This window comes from Comamonas sp. A23, assembly GCF_004522605.1.
Classification (GTDB): Bacteria; Pseudomonadota; Gammaproteobacteria; order Burkholderiales; family Burkholderiaceae_C; genus Comamonas; species Comamonas thiooxydans.
This window is the reverse complement of sequence record NZ_RSDT01000004.1, coordinates 57,803-74,407: the sequence shown is the minus strand read 5'-3', so window position 1 is coordinate 74,407 and position 16,605 is coordinate 57,803. Positions and strand designations below refer to the sequence as shown.

Genomic DNA, 16,605 nt, shown 5'->3' with positions numbered 1-16,605 from the left:
TGCGCTGGCGCGCCGGTCGCTGTCAGTGGCGTAGCGCCTGCAGCACCTGCGCCAGCTTCCTCGCGGCGACTTCCAGTTCATGCGGTGCGTGAGCGGCAAATCCCATGAGAAAACCCGTCTGTTGCGGGCTCGATGCATGCAGCTGCGTCAAGCCGAGTAGGTCTATGCCCGCCCTGCGCGCACCATCCACGGCGGCGCGTTCAGCAATGTCGTGCAACAGGGTGCACGGCATCTGCATGCCTCCCGCCGGCACCCGTGGCTCGAGGAAGTCGCCCAGATGCTCGCGCACCAGCCGCGCCAGCACATCGCGTCGCTCGGCGTAGACGGCGCGCATGGTACGCACATGCGCTCCCAGGTGCCCGCCTTCGATGAACCGCGCCAGCGTCAATTGCGCAATCGCTGCGCTGTGTCCATCCAGCAAGGTTCGCGCCACCGTCATGGGGGCGACCAGCGAAGCCGGCAACACCATATAGCCTATGCGTAGCCCAGGGAACATCGATTTGGTGAAGGTGCCGACATAGATCGTGCGCTCGTGCTGATCCAGCCCCTGTACGCAGGCCATGGGCTTGCCGGCGTAGTGAAATTCGCTGTCGTAGTCATCTTCGATGATCCAGGCCTGCTCCTGCTGCGCCCAGGCTATGGCGGCCAGCCGGCGATCCAGAGCCAGCGTGGTGCCCGTCGGGAACTGGTGGGATGGAGTCAGGAACACCGCCCTGGCAGCGGGTAGGGTCTGCAGTAAGTCCACCCGCATGCCGTCGCCGTCCAGCGGCACGGGCACACATTCCAGCCCCGCCGCATCGAAGGCTTTGCGTGCGCCGTGATACACAGGGTCTTCGATGAAGATGCGATCACCGGCATCGAGCAGTACATTGGCGCACAGGGTCAGAGCCTGTTGCGAACTGGTCAGCACCAGCACGCGCTCGGGCGTGGCGCGCGCGCCGCGCTCCAGGTTGACATAGGCGGCAATGGCCTGGCGCAAAGCCTCGGTGCCCTGCGGTGGACTGTGCAGCAGAGCCCGGGTGCCGTGCTCCTTGAGCACCTGCCGCTGAAGGCGCTCCCAGGTCTGAAGCGGGAAGTTGCGTGTCTCAGGCACACCGGGCGCAAAAGCGCGTGGCGCGAGGAAGTCACGCAGGCCACCGCCCGCGAACATGGCTGCGCCGCGTTGGCTCAAACGCAGGGCGGGAACGCGCGCCAAAGGACTTTGCATCAGGCCGCGCCCCGGAAGGCGTTGCACCTGCTCGGACACAAAGCTGCCGCTGCCCGTGCGTCGTTCGATAAAGCCTTCGGCATGCAACTGGCCATAGGCGGCCTCCACCGTATCGCGCGAGACACCCAAGGATTGGGCCAGGGCTCGCGATGCCGGCAGGCGCCGGCCCACGTCCAGCGCGCCATCGAGGATCAGCTGCCGTATGGCCCGTTGGATGCGGACATGCAGCGGCAAGGCGCCATGAGCGGGGTCGCCGATCCAGGCTTTGACGGATTCGAGTTGGGCGTGCTTGAACAAATGGTCTGTATTCCTGCAAAAAAGTGGCCGGGAGTATCAGGCCATTTCGATTCTATAAATCTGCTACCCCATGGGGTCAAACACTTTTCCGGGAGCCCTTGCAAGACCATGTCAACCACCCACTCGCCTTCGTCTCTTCGCTGGAACGATCTCACACATCCCGTCGTGGCAGGCCTGATCTCGGTCATCGTCAACTACGGCGGTACCTTCATCCTTGTGTTCCAGGCGGCCAAGGTGGCGGGCCTCGGCCCCGAGCTGACGGCCTCCTGGGTATGGTCGATCTCGATTGGCGTAGGGCTGACAGGTCTGCTGCTCAGTTGGGTGACGCGCGAGCCCATCATCACGGCCTGGTCCACACCTGCTGCGGCATTCCTGGTGACTGCCCTGGCGAGCACGCCCTATGCCGAAGCAGTGGGGGCCTACCTGCTCTCCGCGCTGGCTTTCGTGGTGCTGGGACTGTCGGGATATTTCGAGCGCGTCATCCGGCTTATTCCTGCCGGCATTGCGGCCGGACTGCTCGCGGGCATCCTGCTGCAATTCGGTATCAAGGCGTTTGGTGGCATGAGCGTCGATCCCATGCTGGCGGGCCTGCTGATCGCGACCTATGTGGTGCTCAAACGGATTTCGGCACGCTATGCCGTCGTCGGCATCCTGGTGCTGGGGCTGGTCTTTTTGCTGTCGCAGAATCGGGTCGATCTGTCCGGGCTGGAGTTGCAGCTTGCTGCCCCAGTGTTCACCAGGCCGGAGTTCTCGCTCAATGCCCTGCTCAGCGTCGCGCTGCCGCTGTTTCTCATTACGCTGACCGGCCAGTACATGCCCGGCATGCTGGTGCTACGCAACGATGGCTTCAAGACCAGCGCCAATCCCATCGTCACGATCACGGGCCTGGGCTCGCTGCTCATGGCTCCGTTTGGTTCGCATGCGTTCAACATCGCCGCGATAACGGCTGCAATCGCTACGGGCCCGCAGGCGCATGAAGATCCCTCCAGGCGCTGGATTGCCGGCGTTGCTGCAGGCATGTGCTACATCCTGGTCGGCGTGTTCGGGGTCACGCTGGCGGCGGTCTTCATGGCTTTTCCTGCCACCTTCATCACCACGCTGGCAGGCCTCGCCCTGCTGGGCACCATTGGCGCCAGCCTGGCCACGGCCCTGGCGGATGCCAAGGTGCGCGAGGCCGCGTTGATCACCTTCCTGGCTGCTGCCGCCAACATCACGTTGCTGGGTATTGGCGGCGCCTTCTGGGGACTGGTCATAGGGCTGCTCGCCTATGCGGTCCTCAACGGCCGGCTGCCGTTGAGCGCACAGTCGGGCGCGATAGCCGCCATGGAAAAAGGATGAGGTGATGCCCATGACTTCAGAAACCCCGACCCGTCACGATCAACATGGCCTGTACCCCGAGGCCGGCACGGTAGAGGACTTTCGCCGCAACCTCGCCACCGTGCAGGAGCGCATTGCAGCGGCCTGCCAGCGCGCGGGGCGTGATCCAGCCAGCGTGCGCTTGCTGCCCGTCAGCAAGACCAAGCCGCAAGCCAGCCTGCGTCTGGCCTATGCAGCGGGCTGCCGCCTGTTGGGCGAGAACAAGGTACAGGAAGCGTTTGGGAAATGGGAGTCCATGCAGGACCTGGCCGATCTGCGCTGGTCGGTCATCGGCCACCTGCAGACCAACAAGGCCAGGCTGGTGGCACGTTTTGCCAGCGAGTTCCAGGCCTTGGACAGCCTGCGCGTGGCAGAGGCGCTGGACAGGCATCTGCAGGGCCAAGGGCGGTCGCTGGACGTGTTCGTGCAGGTCAATACCTCGGGCGAGGCCAGCAAATATGGCTTGAATCCCGAGGATGTGCCGGGTTTCATCCAACAACTGCCCGTGTTTTCCGCGTTGCGCGTGCGTGGTCTGATGACGCTGGCGCTGTTTTCCGCCGAAGCCGAACGGGTGCGTCGGTGTTTCATTCTCCTGCGCGAGCTGCGCGATCAGCTGCAGCAAAGCGCGCCTGCGGGCATGGAGCTGGATGCGCTGTCGATGGGGATGTCCGGCGATTTCGAGATCGCCATCGAGGAGGGCGCTACCGTGGTGCGCGTGGGGCAGGCCATCTTCGGCGCGCGTCCGTTACCCGATAGCTATTACTGGCCAACGCGCTCTGATCCGCAGACGCCGGAATCCGTTACCGATTGATATGGCATAGGCGCAATCGCAGGTGGCTTGTGCCCGCGCTGTGCGTTGCGGCCGTAGCAAGCCGGCCAATCTGCCGCCAGGTCCTGCGGGTGCTGCGCCATGCCCGGCAAGCGCAATGCGCGATTTTTGCCGCTGAGACCGGGCATTGGCCTGCTGCAGAGTTCTCTTGAGCTGGCTGATGTCCGCCAGTTTTCTTTTACATCCCACCGGAGCATTGCATGCCACAAACCGACTCCCATTTGATGAGGGCATACGCCCGCCAACCTGTTTCTTTTGTGCGCGGTCGCGGCGCCAGCCTCTGGGACGAGCAGGGGGTGGAATACCTGGACGCCATCGCCGGCGTGGCGGTCACCAGCCTGGGCCATGCCCATCCGGAGATCGCCGCCGTCATGGCCGAGCAAGCCGCGACGCTGCTGCATACCTCCAACGTGTTCCGTATCGACTGGCAGGAGCAGCTTGGCGAGCGCTTGTGCGCGCTCGCCGACATGGAAAAGGTGTTCTTCTGCAATTCGGGTGCCGAGGCCAATGAGACGGCTCTCAAGCTCGCCCGCTTGCACGGGCATCGCAAGCAGGTGGCCGAGCCGCAAATTCTCGTGATGGAGAACGCTTTTCATGGCCGCACGCTGGCGACACTCGCCGCCACGGGCAACGCGGCCAAGCAACAGGGCTTCGAGCCGCAGATGCCGGGCTTTGTGCGCGTGCCCTATGACGACATCGATGCAGTGCGCCGTGCGGCCCAGGAAGTACCAGGTATCGTCGCCGTGCTGGTCGAGCCCGTACAGGGCGAAGGCGGCATCCGTGTCGCCAGTCCCGGCTACCTGCGCGCTCTGCGCGAGCTCTGCGACAGCCAGGGCTGGCTGCTGATGCTCGACGAGATCCAGACCGGCCTGGGCCGTACGGGGGCCTGGTTCGCGCACCGGCACGCCGGTATCACGCCCGATGTGATGACCCTCGCCAAAGCACTGGGCAACGGTGTTCCCATTGGCGCCTGTCTGGCGCGTGGCTCCGCCGCGAACCTGTTCTGTCCCGGCCAGCACGGCTCCACCTTCGGTGGCAATCCGCTGGCATGCCGCGTGGCCTGTGCCGTGCTCGACATCATGGAAAGAGACGGCATTGCGCAGCGGGCAGCACAGCTGGGCGAGCGCCTGCTGGCCGGGCTGCGGCGGGCTCTGGGAGGACACCCGGGTGTGCAGGCCATCCGAGGCCTGGGCCTGATGGCTGGGATCGAGTTGAACCGGAACTGCCAGGAGCTGGTCGGCCGCGCGCTGGCCGAACAGCGATTGCTGATTACCGTGACCCGTGAGCGCACGATCCGGCTGTTGCCGCCGCTGATCTGCGACGAGGCACAGATTGACGACATCGTTGCCAGAGTCGCCAGCCTGTGCCAGGACAGCGCACCAAGCCGCCACGCTGTTTAGCTGCCGGTGCGTGAGCGCTGCGGCCGAAGTCGTCGCTGGTCCGATGAGGTCGTTCCTGGCGCCGCATTCCGGACTCTGATGCGCGGTCCTGCCTGCCTGCCTGCATCGCGTCGGGAGCAGGCCGGTCTACTTGCCCGCACCCTCCACCTGCTTGGGGACGCGGGGAGCCACGGCACACATCAGCTCGTAGCCCAGCGTGCCGGCAGCAGCGGCGACCTCGTCGATGGGCAGTACGGCACCATTGCTGGCGCGACCCCAGAGCGTGACTTCGCTGCCCAGCCTGGCCTTGGGAACGGGGCTCAGGTCCACAGCCATCATGTCCATGCTGACGCGGCCCAGCGTGCGGGTGCGCACACCGTCCACCAGCACGGGCGTACCCGTGGGGCAGACGCGCGGATAGCCGTCCGCATAGCCGCAGGCCACCACGCCCAGGCGCAGCGGTCCGTCGCATTGAAAACGCGAGCCGTAGCCCACGGTGTCGCCGGCATGCAGCTCCTGCGTGCCGATGATTTTTGACGACAGCGTCATGGTCGGCTCAAGACCCCAGTGAGCCGCATCATGGGTGGGAAAGTCGGGCGAGCTGCCGTAGAGCACGATGCCGGGCCGCACCCAGTCGCAGCGCACATTGTTTTCATCACCATGCAGCAAGGTGGCAGCGCTGTTGCTGACGCTGCGCTCGCCGGGCAGGTCCAGCGTGGTTTCGTGAAAGACCCTGAGCTGGTGATCCAGGCCATGCTCCACATCGGCATCGCTGAAGTGGGTCATGAACGAGATCTCGTCGACCTGGGGCAGAGCGTTCAGCCGCGCATAAGCCGCACGAAAACGCTCGGGTGTAAAGCCCAGCCGGTTCATCCCGCTGTTCATCTTGAGGAAAACTCGGTGGCCGACCTGGGTCTTGTGGGCGGCCAGCCAGTCGATCTGCTCGTCGCAGTGCACTGCATGCCAGATGCCCAGACGCGAGCAGATTTCCAGGTCGCGCAACTCGAACACGCCTTCGAGCAGCAGGATGGGGCCGCGCCATCCCAGATTGCGCACGCGCTGGGCCTCATCGAGGTCCAGCATGGCAAAACCGTCCGTCGCTCGCAGACCCTCAAACACGTTTTCGATACCGTGGCCATAAGCGTTGGCTTTGATCACGGACCACAATTTGGCATCAGGGACGGCTTGCCGTACCCGCTCCAGGTTGTGGCGAACGGCTTCAGGATGGATGGTGGCAGTAATGGGACGAGGCATGGTTTTTCTCAATCAGACCAGTGGGATTCTGGCACTGTCAGCTGGAGCCTGCGTGATATAACCGCCAGTCACTTGCCACGGGGTCTATTATTTCCTTGGCATCGGTCCGTCCGGTGCCAGTTACAGCTAATTCATGAAGCGCGGTTTCTACACCATCATGTCAGCGCAGTTTTTCAGCTCGCTGGCAGACAACGCCTTGTTTGTGACCGCTGTAGAGCTGTTGCGTGCCAATGGTGCCCCCGAGTGGCAACGTGCTGCCCTGGTGCCCATGTTCGCCCTGTTCTATGTGGTCCTGGCCCCCTTTGTCGGAGCCTTTGCGGACGCCTTGCCCAAGGGCAGGGTCATGTTCATCAGCAATGCCATCAAGGTGATGGGCTGTCTGATGATGCTCTTCGGCCATCATCCCTTGATCGCCTACGCCGTCATCGGGCTGGGCGCGGCCGCCTATTCGCCGGCCAAGTACGGCATCCTGACCGAGCTGCTGCCGGCCTCTCAACTGGTCAAGGCCAATGGCTGGATCGAGGGGCTGACCATCACCTCCATCATTCTGGGCGTGCTGGTGGGCGGCCAACTGGTGGGGCCGACCGTTTCCCAGCATCTGCTGGGCTTTGACTTCCCGTATTTCAATACCGGCGTGGACACCCCTGCCGAGGCCGCAATTGCCCTGCTGATCCTGATCTACGTCGTTGCGGCCTGGTTCAATCTGCATATTCCGCTGACGGGCGTGGCCATGCGCCCGCTGCGCGAAGACCCGAACAAGAGCCTGGTTGCCAATCTGCTGGGCCTGCTGCCCGACTTCTGGCAGTGCAGCAAGCGCCTGTGGGCCGACAAGCTGGGCCAGATTTCGCTGTCCACCACCACGCTGTTCTGGGGGGCTTCGGGCAATTTGCGCTATATCGTGCTGGCCTGGGGAGCTGCGGCTCTGGGTTACAGCACCACCCAGGCCTCGGCCCTGGTGGGGGTGGTGGCAATCGGTACGGCCGTCGGTGCGGTGCTGGCATCCATGCGCATGCGCCTGGACAACGCCACGCGTGTGATCCCCCTGGGCGTGCTCATGGGCCTGCTCGTGGTCTGCATGATCTTTATCGACAATCTCTGGGTGGCCGTGCCCTTCCTCATTCTGCTTGGTGGTTTGGGCGGTTTTCTGGTCGTTCCCATGAATGCGCTGCTGCAGCATCGCGGCCATAATCTCATGGGCGCGGGCCGCTCGATTGCGGTGCAGAACTTCAACGAGCAACTGGCCATTCTGGCCATGGGCGGCTTCTACAGCCTGTCCACCAAGATGGGGCTGACTGCCTTTGGTGCGATCACGGTATTCGGTCTGCTGGTTGCCGCTAGCATGGTGCTGATCGGCATCTGGCACTGGAATAATTGCAGAAGGCACCCGGCAGAGGTTGAAAAGCTGCTGGAAGTCGCCCGCCGCGACTGCCATTGAAGCTCTGCAGCTGGCGCCGACAAGCTGCATTCACTACACGATCAATAGCTTCTAACGCTTGCAGAGCAAACGTTAGAAGCCTTTTTTATGCATAGTCCACTGCCTGTATTTGCGCTGCTGCTCAATGCCCTGATCTGGGGCTTGTCATGGTGGCCGTTTCGTCTCATGCATGAGGCCGGACTGCATCCGCTGTGGGCCACGGCAGCGATGTATGCACTGGTGCTGGCCGGTCTGCTGATACTGCGCCCGGCCAGCCTCAGGCAGGCCTGGCAATACCCGGTGCTCCTGCTGCTGGCTGCCAGTTCGGGCCTGAACAACGTGGCCTTCAACTGGGCCGTGACCGTGGGCGACGTGGTGCGCGTCATCCTTCTGTTCTATCTCATGCCGGCCTGGGCGGTGCTGCTGGCCTGGAAGCTGCTGGGCGAAAAGCCCACGCCCATGGCGCTGCTGCGCCTGTTGCTGGCCTTTGGCGGTGTGGTGCTGGTGTTGCTGCCCGCCGATGCCTCGCTCTCCGGGTTGTTTGCCGGTCTCACCCTGGCCGATGCGCTGGCCGTGTTCGGCGGCTTCATGTTTGCACTGACCAATGTGTTGCTGCGCCGCTTTCAAGGCATTCCGGCCCAGGCCCGCATGCTGGCCATGTTTGCCGGCTGCATGAGCATGGGCCTGCTGACCGCCTTGAGCGCCAGCAGCGCTGGCATGGTGCCGGGCTTTCCTGCTTTTGATGGCGGTTGGGCCTTTCTCGCACTTGGCTTGGCCGTGGTTTTGATGTTTGGTAACTGGGCTCTGCAATTTGGCGCAGCGCGTCTGCCCTCGGGCGTGACCTCGGTGGTCATGCTGTCGGAAGTGGTGTTTGCCAGCATCTCCTCGGTGCTCATCGCCCACGAGCAGCTCAGCGCACGCACGCTGGCCGGCGGTGCGCTCATCATGGGAGCAGCCTTGCTGGCCACCTTGGGCCGAGCCCCGAAAAAATAGCCCAAACCACATCAAGGACACCGAGGAAGGGCCTGGGCCGGCCGCGCCGCCCCGCACCGAAGGTGTAGTCCCCCTCCCGAAGAGAGAGGGGGAAGGCGGGGCCGCCCAGGCGCACAGCGCCTCAGGGGGTCACATCAGCTTCCCCGCCAGGATCAGGTATCCGGGTACCCAGCCCGTGAGCACGCCCTGGGCAATGCACAGCCAGCCCGTGGGGCGTTCAATGCTTTTCCTGAGGGCCAGCAGAGCAAAGAACAAGGCCCAGAGTACGGCCCAGGCGGCCCAGTTGACGCCCATCCACCAGTCCAGCCCCGAACTGGCGCTGGTCAGCGTATCGAGGGCGACGGGAACAGCGGTGATCGCCACGAACAGGCTGAACCAGCCCAGACCGCGGCCGTCGGCACCGCTGAAGCGATTGAAAGCCACCCAGAGATAGGTGAAGGCGAACAGCAGGGTCAGAGCGCCGCTCTTGACCGATGCCGCGTCGGCCGCCGGGCCGAAGATGCTGGCCAGGCCGATGCATAGCGACACCACCCCGGTGAAGATATTGATGACCCAGATTTCCTTGTCGGCAATCTTGCCCAGCATCCACAGGCCGTTGAGAAACAGCACCGCACCCACATAAAACAGCGACAAACCCAACCACATACACGCTCCTTGGCTGCAGGCCGGTGCAGCGCGGCGAGGATTGTGGGGCCGAGCGGGGCGGGGCGGAACCCTGGGCGAACGCAAAAGAGTCTTGCACCATGGGTCGGGAATGGGCTCAGAAACCCTAGTCCCGACCGCCGCGCAGGCGGCGGTACAGCGTGCCGCGCGAGATGCCCAGGGCGCGCGCTGCCTGGGAGACATTGCCGCCATGCTGGTCCAGCGTCTCCCTGATCAGCTGCGCGCTGTGCTCGCGCAGCGTCGCTAGAGGCTGCGCCTCGGCGACGGGCGTTGCTTCGGTGGTTGCAGGGCAGGCCAGGTCTTCCGCGCTGCAGGCGTCCAGGTGCGAGCCAAGGCCATGCGAGGTTTGCAGATGCGCCTGCATCCAGACGCCCAGGCCGCTGGCCAGGCGCAGCGGCGCGGGGCTGGGCTGGCCGCTCAGTTGCAGCAGGCGCGATAGATCATGGCCCAGCAGTTCCTGCGCGCTGCACGCTGTATCCAAGGGCTGGCCGATGAGCTGGGCTGCGGTGCCGTTCATCCAGGCGACGCGGCCATCGGCAGCCACGCCCATCAGCGCCTGCAGCGGCGTGTGCAGCAGGGCTGGCGTCACTTGAAAGCGCAGCACCAGATGCTCGTGCGACTGAGCCTGCAGCAAGGTGTTTTCGATGGTCGTGGCGTACATGCCGACCACGGGACCGGCATCGAAGCTGAAATGCTGCTCCTCCACCATCAGATTGAGCACCCCGGCCAGGCGGCCGTGCACGTCGCGTATGGGTGCTGCTGCGCAGCGGAAGGCGTGCAGCTCGTCGAAATAGTGCTCGCCGTTGGTGACGGTGCAGGCCTGGCCGGTGGCGGCGACGATGCCCGGTGCGTTCGTGCCCATGGCCTGCTCGGACATATTCAGGCCGACCCGCTCGTCACGGGGCCGCATGGATGCCGGGGAGACATGGAGCACGATGCCCTTGTCGTCCGTCAGCATCACGCGCGTGCCGGTGCCCGCTAACGCCTGCTCCAGGGTCGGCAACTCGTGCTGCAATGCCTGCAGCAGGCCGCGGCAGCGCTCCTGCGTGGCATGCAGCCGGCTGGGGCTGACCGGAGCCAGAGCCAGCCGCCGTCCATTGCAGTGCTGGCGCTGGCTGCGCAGCCAGGACTGGATGACCGCCTCGCTGACCAGGCCCGAGGGGCGTATGCCGGCCTCGAAGAACTGGCGGCGAGCCTGCAAGGCCCGCTCCGCCCCGGTGCTCGAGAAGCACTGCTGTAGCGCGTCCATCGCGCGTGGCTCATCAACGTTCATGTCATGTCCAGGCTGTCCGCAGGAGCGGTCAATGTGTTCCGCAATGGAACAGTTCTAGCCTGGGGAAATCCCGATCATGAAGAAAAACAGGCGATACACCATGCTTTGCGGCATAGCAATCACAACAGGAGACCTCGATGAAACGGCTGATCGACAACTCTCATGGACGGCCCGGCCGCATGGCCTGGATGCTGGCCGCCTGCCTGGGCAGCGCAGCGGCCCTCGCGCAAGCCGACCCTGCGGCGCAGGCCGCGGCCGCCGTGCAGCGAGTCGATGGCGCTTTCATCAGCGCCAATGCCGCCAAGACGCCCGACTGGCCCACCATCGGCGTGGACTATGCCGAGACCCGCTACAGCCGCCTCGATCAGATCAATGCCACCAACGTCAAGGACCTGGGCCTGGCCTGGTCGTACAACCTCGAATCCACGCGCGGCGTGGAGGCCACGCCTGTGGTCGTGGACGGCATCATGTACGTCAGTGCCTCGTGGAGCGTTGTGCACGCCATCGACACCCGTACCGGCAACAGGATCTGGACCTATGACCCGCAGGTCGACCGCAGCACCGGCTTCAAGGGGTGCTGCGACGTCGTCAACCGTGGCGTGGCGCTGTGGAAGGGCAAGGTCTTTGTGGGTGCCTGGGACGGCCGCCTGATCGCGCTCGATGCCGCCACCGGCAAGGAGGTCTGGCAGAAAAATACCTTCGAGGGGCAAAAGGGGTCGCTGACCATCACGGGTGCGCCGCGCGTGTTCAAGGGCAAGGTCATCATCGGCAACGGCGGCGCCGAATATGGCGTGCGCGGCTACATCACGGCCTATGACGCCGAGACCGGCGAGCAGAAATGGCGCTGGTTCAGCGTGCCCGGCGATCCGTCCAAACCCTTTGAGGACGAATCCATGAAACGCGCCGCCAGGACCTGGGATCCCAGCGGCAAATGGTGGGAGGCCGGCGGCGGCGGCACCATGTGGGACAGCATGACCTTCGATGCCGAGCTCAACACCATGTACGTGGGCACGGGCAACGGCTCGCCCTGGTCGCACAAGGTGCGCAGCCCCAAGGGCGGCGACAACCTGTATCTGGCTTCCATCGTGGCTCTGGATCCCGACACCGGCAAATACAAGTGGCACTACCAGGAAACGCCGGGCGACAACTGGGACTACACCTCCACCCAGCCCATGATCCTGGCCGACATCAAGATCGCCGGCAAGCCGCGCAAGGTCATATTGCATGCGCCCAAGAACGGTTTCTTCTTCGTGCTCGACCGCACCAACGGCAAGTTCATTTCGGCCAAGAACTTCGTGCCTGTGAACTGGGCCAGCGGCTACGACAAGAACGGCAAGCCCATGAACATTGCCGCGGCACGCGACGGCAGCAAGCCCCATGACGCGGTTCCCGGCCCTTATGGCGCGCACAACTGGCACCCCATGTCCTTCAACCCCCAGACTGGCCTGGTGTATCTGCCTGCGCAGAACGTGCCCGTCAATCTGATGGACGACAAGAAGTGGGAGTTCAACCAGGCCGGACCGGGCAAGCCCCAGTCGGGCACGGGCTGGAACACGGCCAAGTTCTTCAATGCCGAGCCGCCCAAGAGCAAGCCTTTTGGCCGCCTGCTGGCCTGGGACCCGGTTGCGCAAAAGGCTGCCTGGAGTGTGGAACATGTCTCGCCCTGGAACGGCGGCACGCTGACCACGGCGGGCAATGTGGTGTTCCAAGGCACGGCCGATGGCCGCCTTGTGGCCTACAACGCGACCAGTGGCGAAAAGCTGTGGGAAACGCCCACGGGTACCGGTGTGGTGGCCGCGCCCAGCACCTATATGGTGGACGGCAAGCAGTATGTCTCGGTGGCCGTGGGCTGGGGCGGTGTCTACGGCCTGGCTGCGCGCGCCACCGAGCGCCAGGGCCCGGGCACGGTCTATACCTTCGTCGTGGGCGGCAAGGCCAGGATGCCGGAATTCGTGGCCCAGCGCACAGGCCAGTTGCTGCAGGGCGTGAAATACGACCCCGCCAAGGTCGAGGCCGGCACCATGCTGTACGTGGCCAACTGCGTGTTCTGTCATGGCGTGCCTGGCGTGGACCGCGGCGGCAACATTCCCAACCTGGGCTATATGGACGCGAGCTATATCGAGAACCTGCCCAGCTTCGTCTTCAAGGGCCCGGCCATGGCGCGCGGTATGCCGGACTTCACGGGCAAGCTGTCGGGCGATGACGTGGAGTCCATAAAGGCCTTCATCCAGGGCACGGCGGACGCCATCCGGCCCAAGCCCTGAAGCCTGCACTTCACCACGCTGGACCACCGGTGCGCCCGAGCCACGCACCGGCGGCCCCGGATCGCAAACCTCTTCTTTTGACTCGACACCAAGGAAATAGCCTCATGCAAGACCATCTGCAGTTCTATATCGACGGCCAATGGGTGAATCCGGTCAGCCCGCGCAGCCTGGAGGTCATCAATCCCTCCAACGAGCAAGCCATTGCCCGCATCAGCATGGGATCGGCCGCCGATGTGGACAAGGCTGTGGCCGCCGCGCGTCGCGCGTTCGAGAGCTACTCGCGCACCAGCCGCGAAGAGCGCCTGGCCCTGCTGGCCAAGGTGCTGGAGGTCTACCAGAGCCGCTACGGCGACTTTGTGCAGACCATCTCGCAGGAGATGGGGGCGCCGCTGTGGCTGTCCAAGGCGGCACAGGCCGCCATGGGCGTGGCCCATCTGAGCTCCACCATCGAGGTCCTCAAGAACTTCGCCTTCGAACATGTGCAGGGCAGCACGGCCGTCGTGCATGAGCCCGTGGGCGTGGTCGGCATGATCACGCCCTGGAACTGGCCCATCAACCAGATCATGTGCAAGGTCGCCCCGGCCCTGGCCGCCGGCTGCACCATGGTGCTCAAGCCCTCGGAGGTCGCCCCGCTCAACGCCCTGCTCGTGGCCGAGGTGCTGCACGAGGCGGGCGTGCCGGCCGGCGTCTTCAACCTCGTCAACGGCGACGGCCCCGGTGTGGGCGAGGCCATGTCCTCCCACCCCGGCATAGACATGATGACCTTCACGGGCTCCACGCGCGCGGGCATTGCCGTGGCCAAGGCCGCAGCCGACAGCGTCAAGCGTGTGGCCCAGGAACTGGGCGGCAAGTCTGCCAACATTGTGCTGGATGACGCCAACCTGCAGAAGGCCGTGACCCAGGGCGTGCAGGCGGTGCTGATGAATTCGGGCCAGAGCTGCAACGCACCCACGCGCATGTTTGTGCCGCGCGCCCTGCATGGGCAGGCCGTGGAGATCGCCCGTAGCGTCGCCGGCGCAGCGACCGTGGCCGATGCGCTGGCCGAGGGCATGCACATGGGCCCCGTGGTCAGCGAGGCGCAATGGGGCAAGATCCAGGCCCTGATCCGCAAGGGCATTGAAGAGGGGGCGACCCTGGTGGCGGGCGGCACAGGCCGCCCCGAAGGGCTGGTCCAGGGCTACTTTGTCAAACCCACGGTGTTTGCCGACGTGAGCAATGACATGAGCATTGCGCGCGAGGAAATCTTCGGTCCCGTGCTGGTGATGATTCCCTACGATGACGAGGAAGACGCCATCCGCATGGCCAACGACACGGTGTACGGCCTTTCGGGCTATGTGCAATCGGGCAGCCTGGAGCGTGCGCGCCGCGTGGCCGCACGCCTGCGCACAGGCATGGTCCACCTCAACGGCGCGGGGCCTGACTTCAATGCGCCGTTCGGCGGCTACAAGCAGTCAGGCAATGGCCGTGAATGGGGCGAGCACGGTTTCCGCGATTTCCTCGAAACCAAGGCAGTCATGGGCTACGGCGCGGCCTGATCTATTCAAAATCAATAGCTGCTGGTGCCAGTCTGATGGGCGCCAGCAGCTATTTTTACTGAATATTCTGCTGACGGCGACGCGCGCGTTCCAGCTGCTGTACGACCTGACGCGGATTCATGCCGTACATCTCGGCGAACTCCTGCTCCGAAGTCTGGCCGCTGAGCTGGAAGGAGCGCAGCAGCGCCTCGTCCTTGGCGGCGCGGGCATCGGCCTCGGCCAGGGCATCTACCACCAGGGCGTTGGTCTTTTCGTCACGGCCCTGCACGCGCTCGGCGTATTCCTCGCGCGTGAGACCGGAGGCTTCGTAGGCGATGACGATGCGGTTGCGCAGCTTGGGCGTCAGGTCTTCCTGCGTGCGCTGCTGGCGGCGGCGGAAGACTTCGATCAGCGCGTGGTGAACATGCTCGGGCAGAGTGGCTTCCACGGGCTGACCGCTCAGGTCATGGCGCTGCTGACCGCTGGCCATGGCCGCCAGATAGCGACCGGAGCGGGTGTGCTGCTGCAGCGCGCTCTTGAGTGCATCCTTGTCCAGCTCCGGGTGGGCGGCCAGCAGGTCTTCAAAAATGCCGCGCTTGAAGGGCAGTAGCTGTTCGCCGAACAGGGCCGGGTGCCACTGTGCCAGCTGCTCCAGCAAGGGGTGTTGCGGACGTGCGGCCTGCGGGGCGGCTTTGGCTGCGGGAGCCGGGTTCTGGCGGCCACGGCCGCCTCGGCGCGAGCGTGAGCCGGGCTGCGAGTCCTGCACGCTGTGCTGCGACGCCGCTTGCGAGGCTTTCTGCTCTTGTGATTCAGACACGATTTCAGTCATGGCAAAGCCCGTGGGCCTGGGAAAACAAAACCCCCAATCATGCCAGCATTGCAAACTGCAGTGGCATGCGGGGGTGTCAGCCGGCGGCCAGGGCCTGATCCAGCAGCTCCACCCAATGCATGACCGGGACCTCGGTGCCGTTTTGCAGATGGACGATGCAGCCCATATTGGCCGAGAGAATCGCCGCGGGCTTTTCTGGGGCGAACGGCTCGTCCAGTGCGGCGATCTTGCGGTCGCGCAGCTGGTGCGAGATTTCAGGCTGCAGCACCGAGTAGGTACCTGCAGAGCCGCAGCACAGATGGGATTCGGTGCGCGCCACGCGCAGATCGAACCCCAGCTCGCGCAGGCCCGCTTCCACGCCGCCGCGCAGTTTCTGTCCATGCTGCAGCGTGCAGGGCGGGTGGTAGGCCACGGGAGCCCGGGGCACCGTGATGCGGTCCTTGAGCTTGTCCACCAGCTCGGGCAGCATGTCGGGCAGCAGTTCGCTGAGGTCGCGGGTCAGGGCGCTGATGCGCGCGGCCCTGTCTGCGTATTGCGGCTCCAGCCGCAGCAGATGGCCGTACTCCTTGACGGTGACGCCACAGCCCGAGGCGTTCATCACAATCGCCTCGACCTCGCCGCGCTCCACCAGCGGCCACCAGGCATCGATATTGGCGCGCATCTGGGCCTTGCCGCCGTCCTGGTCGTTGAGGTGGAATTTCACCGCGCCGCAGCAGCCGGCCTTGTCGGCAATCACGGTCTGCACTCCTACGGCATCCAGCACGCGGGCCGTGGCGTAGTTGATGCGCGGCATCATGGCCGGCTGCACGCAGCCTGCCAGCAGCAGCACCTTGCGCGCATGTTCCCGTGAGGGCCAGGCTCCGGCCTCCTGGGTGGCCGGAATTTTTTCGCCCAGGGACTCGGGCAGCAGGCCTTTCACGGCGCGGCCCAGCTTCAGCGCAGGTGCGAACAGCGGGGAATTCATGCCCTCCTTGAGCAGCCAGCGCTGCAGCTTCTCGCCCGTCGGGCGTTCGACCTGTTCATCGACGATCTTGCGGCCGATATCGACCAGGTGGCCGTACTGCACGCCGCTGGGGCAGGTGGATTCGCAGTTGCGGCAGGTCAGGCAGCGGTCCAGGTGCAGCTGTGTGGCCCGCGTGGGTGTTTGCCCTTCCAGCACCTGCTTGATCAGATAGATGCGGCCGCGCGGGCCGTCCAGCTCGTCGCCCAGGGTCTGATAGGTGGGGCAGGTGGCGGTGCAAAAGCCGCAATGCACGCATTTGCGCAAGATGGCTTCGGCTTCCTGGCCTTCTGGCGTGGCACGGTATTCGGGCGCGAGATTGGTTTGCATGGG

13 protein-coding genes are annotated in these 16,605 nt (G+C 64.7%); 7 read left to right on the top strand and 6 right to left on the bottom strand.

What is annotated here, in order from left to right; genetic code table 11:
• Window positions 1-22: 22 nt before the first annotated feature.
• The gene (locus tag EIC84_RS11705; RefSeq protein ID WP_003070525.1) at window positions 23-1,504 is read right to left on the bottom strand and encodes a PLP-dependent aminotransferase family protein; all 1,482 of its coding nucleotides are present in this window, start codon (window positions 1,502-1,504) and stop codon (window positions 23-25) included.
• A 108-nt stretch (window positions 1,505-1,612) separates the two neighbouring features.
• Between EIC84_RS11705 and EIC84_RS11700 the strand changes: the two genes are divergently transcribed.
• The 3 genes from EIC84_RS11700 (at window position 1,613) to EIC84_RS11690 (ending at window position 5,089) form a co-directional block, all read left to right on the top strand.
• A complete protein-coding gene (locus EIC84_RS11700; RefSeq protein ID WP_034363383.1) occupies window positions 1,613-2,842 on the top strand; it encodes a benzoate/H(+) symporter BenE family transporter in 1,230 nt (409 codons plus the stop codon).
• A 4-nt stretch (window positions 2,843-2,846) separates the two neighbouring features.
• Window positions 2,847-3,671, top strand: coding sequence for a YggS family pyridoxal phosphate-dependent enzyme (locus EIC84_RS11695; RefSeq protein WP_003070520.1), 825 nt, complete (start codon window positions 2,847-2,849; stop codon window positions 3,669-3,671).
• Window positions 3,672-3,889: 218 nt separating this feature from the next.
• On the top strand, window positions 3,890-5,089 hold the full coding sequence (locus tag EIC84_RS11690; RefSeq protein WP_003070519.1) for an aspartate aminotransferase family protein: 1,200 nt from the start codon (window positions 3,890-3,892) through the stop codon (window positions 5,087-5,089).
• Window positions 5,090-5,215: 126 nt separating this feature from the next.
• Here the strand turns inward: EIC84_RS11690 and alr are convergent, their stop codons facing one another.
• Window positions 5,216-6,322 carry an alanine racemase gene (gene alr / locus EIC84_RS11685; protein ID WP_003070517.1) on the bottom strand — a complete coding sequence of 369 codons (1,107 nt, stop codon included), beginning with the start codon at window positions 6,320-6,322 and terminating at the stop codon, window positions 5,216-5,218.
• Window positions 6,323-6,455: 133 nt separating this feature from the next.
• On the opposite strand from alr, the gene lplT reads away from it, so the two are divergent.
• Both lplT and EIC84_RS11675 read left to right on the top strand, forming a co-directional pair.
• A complete protein-coding gene (gene lplT / locus EIC84_RS11680; protein WP_003070514.1) occupies window positions 6,456-7,757 on the top strand; it encodes a lysophospholipid transporter LplT in 1,302 nt (433 codons plus the stop codon).
• A gap of 87 nt (window positions 7,758-7,844) precedes the next feature.
• Window positions 7,845-8,729, top strand: a complete 885-nt coding sequence (locus EIC84_RS11675) for a DMT family transporter (RefSeq protein ID WP_003070512.1) — start codon at window positions 7,845-7,847, stop codon at window positions 8,727-8,729.
• Between the two features lie 129 nt (window positions 8,730-8,858).
• Here the strand turns inward: EIC84_RS11675 and EIC84_RS11670 are convergent, their stop codons facing one another.
• Both EIC84_RS11670 and EIC84_RS11665 read right to left on the bottom strand, forming a co-directional pair.
• Window positions 8,859-9,374, bottom strand: a complete 516-nt coding sequence (locus tag EIC84_RS11670; protein ID WP_003070509.1) for an AmiS/UreI family transporter — start codon at window positions 9,372-9,374, stop codon at window positions 8,859-8,861.
• 124 nt (window positions 9,375-9,498) lie between these two features.
• Window positions 9,499-10,641, bottom strand: a complete 1,143-nt coding sequence (locus EIC84_RS11665) for a helix-turn-helix domain-containing protein (protein WP_003070507.1) — start codon at window positions 10,639-10,641, stop codon at window positions 9,499-9,501.
• 161 nt (window positions 10,642-10,802) lie between these two features.
• Between EIC84_RS11665 and EIC84_RS11660 the strand changes: the two genes are divergently transcribed.
• Entirely contained in the window at window positions 10,803-12,929 is a 2,127-nt protein-coding gene (locus tag EIC84_RS11660) for a PQQ-dependent dehydrogenase, methanol/ethanol family (protein ID WP_003070505.1), read from the top strand.
• A 104-nt stretch (window positions 12,930-13,033) separates the two neighbouring features.
• The gene (locus EIC84_RS11655) at window positions 13,034-14,464 is read left to right on the top strand and encodes an aldehyde dehydrogenase family protein (protein WP_003070504.1); all 1,431 of its coding nucleotides are present in this window, start codon (window positions 13,034-13,036) and stop codon (window positions 14,462-14,464) included.
• Between the two features lie 55 nt (window positions 14,465-14,519).
• On the opposite strand, the gene EIC84_RS11650 is transcribed toward EIC84_RS11655, so the two are convergent.
• Together EIC84_RS11650 and glcF are read right to left on the bottom strand one after the other, a co-directional pair.
• Window positions 14,520-15,272: a ProQ/FinO family protein gene (locus tag EIC84_RS11650; RefSeq protein ID WP_003070502.1), complete on the bottom strand. Its 753-nt coding sequence runs from the start codon at window positions 15,270-15,272 to the stop codon at window positions 14,520-14,522.
• Between the two features lie 76 nt (window positions 15,273-15,348).
• Window positions 15,349-16,602 (bottom strand): glycolate oxidase subunit GlcF, encoded by a 1,254-nt coding sequence (gene glcF / locus EIC84_RS11645; RefSeq protein WP_003070500.1) that lies wholly within the window; start codon window positions 16,600-16,602, stop codon window positions 15,349-15,351.
• Between the last annotated feature and the right edge of the window lie 3 nt (window positions 16,603-16,605).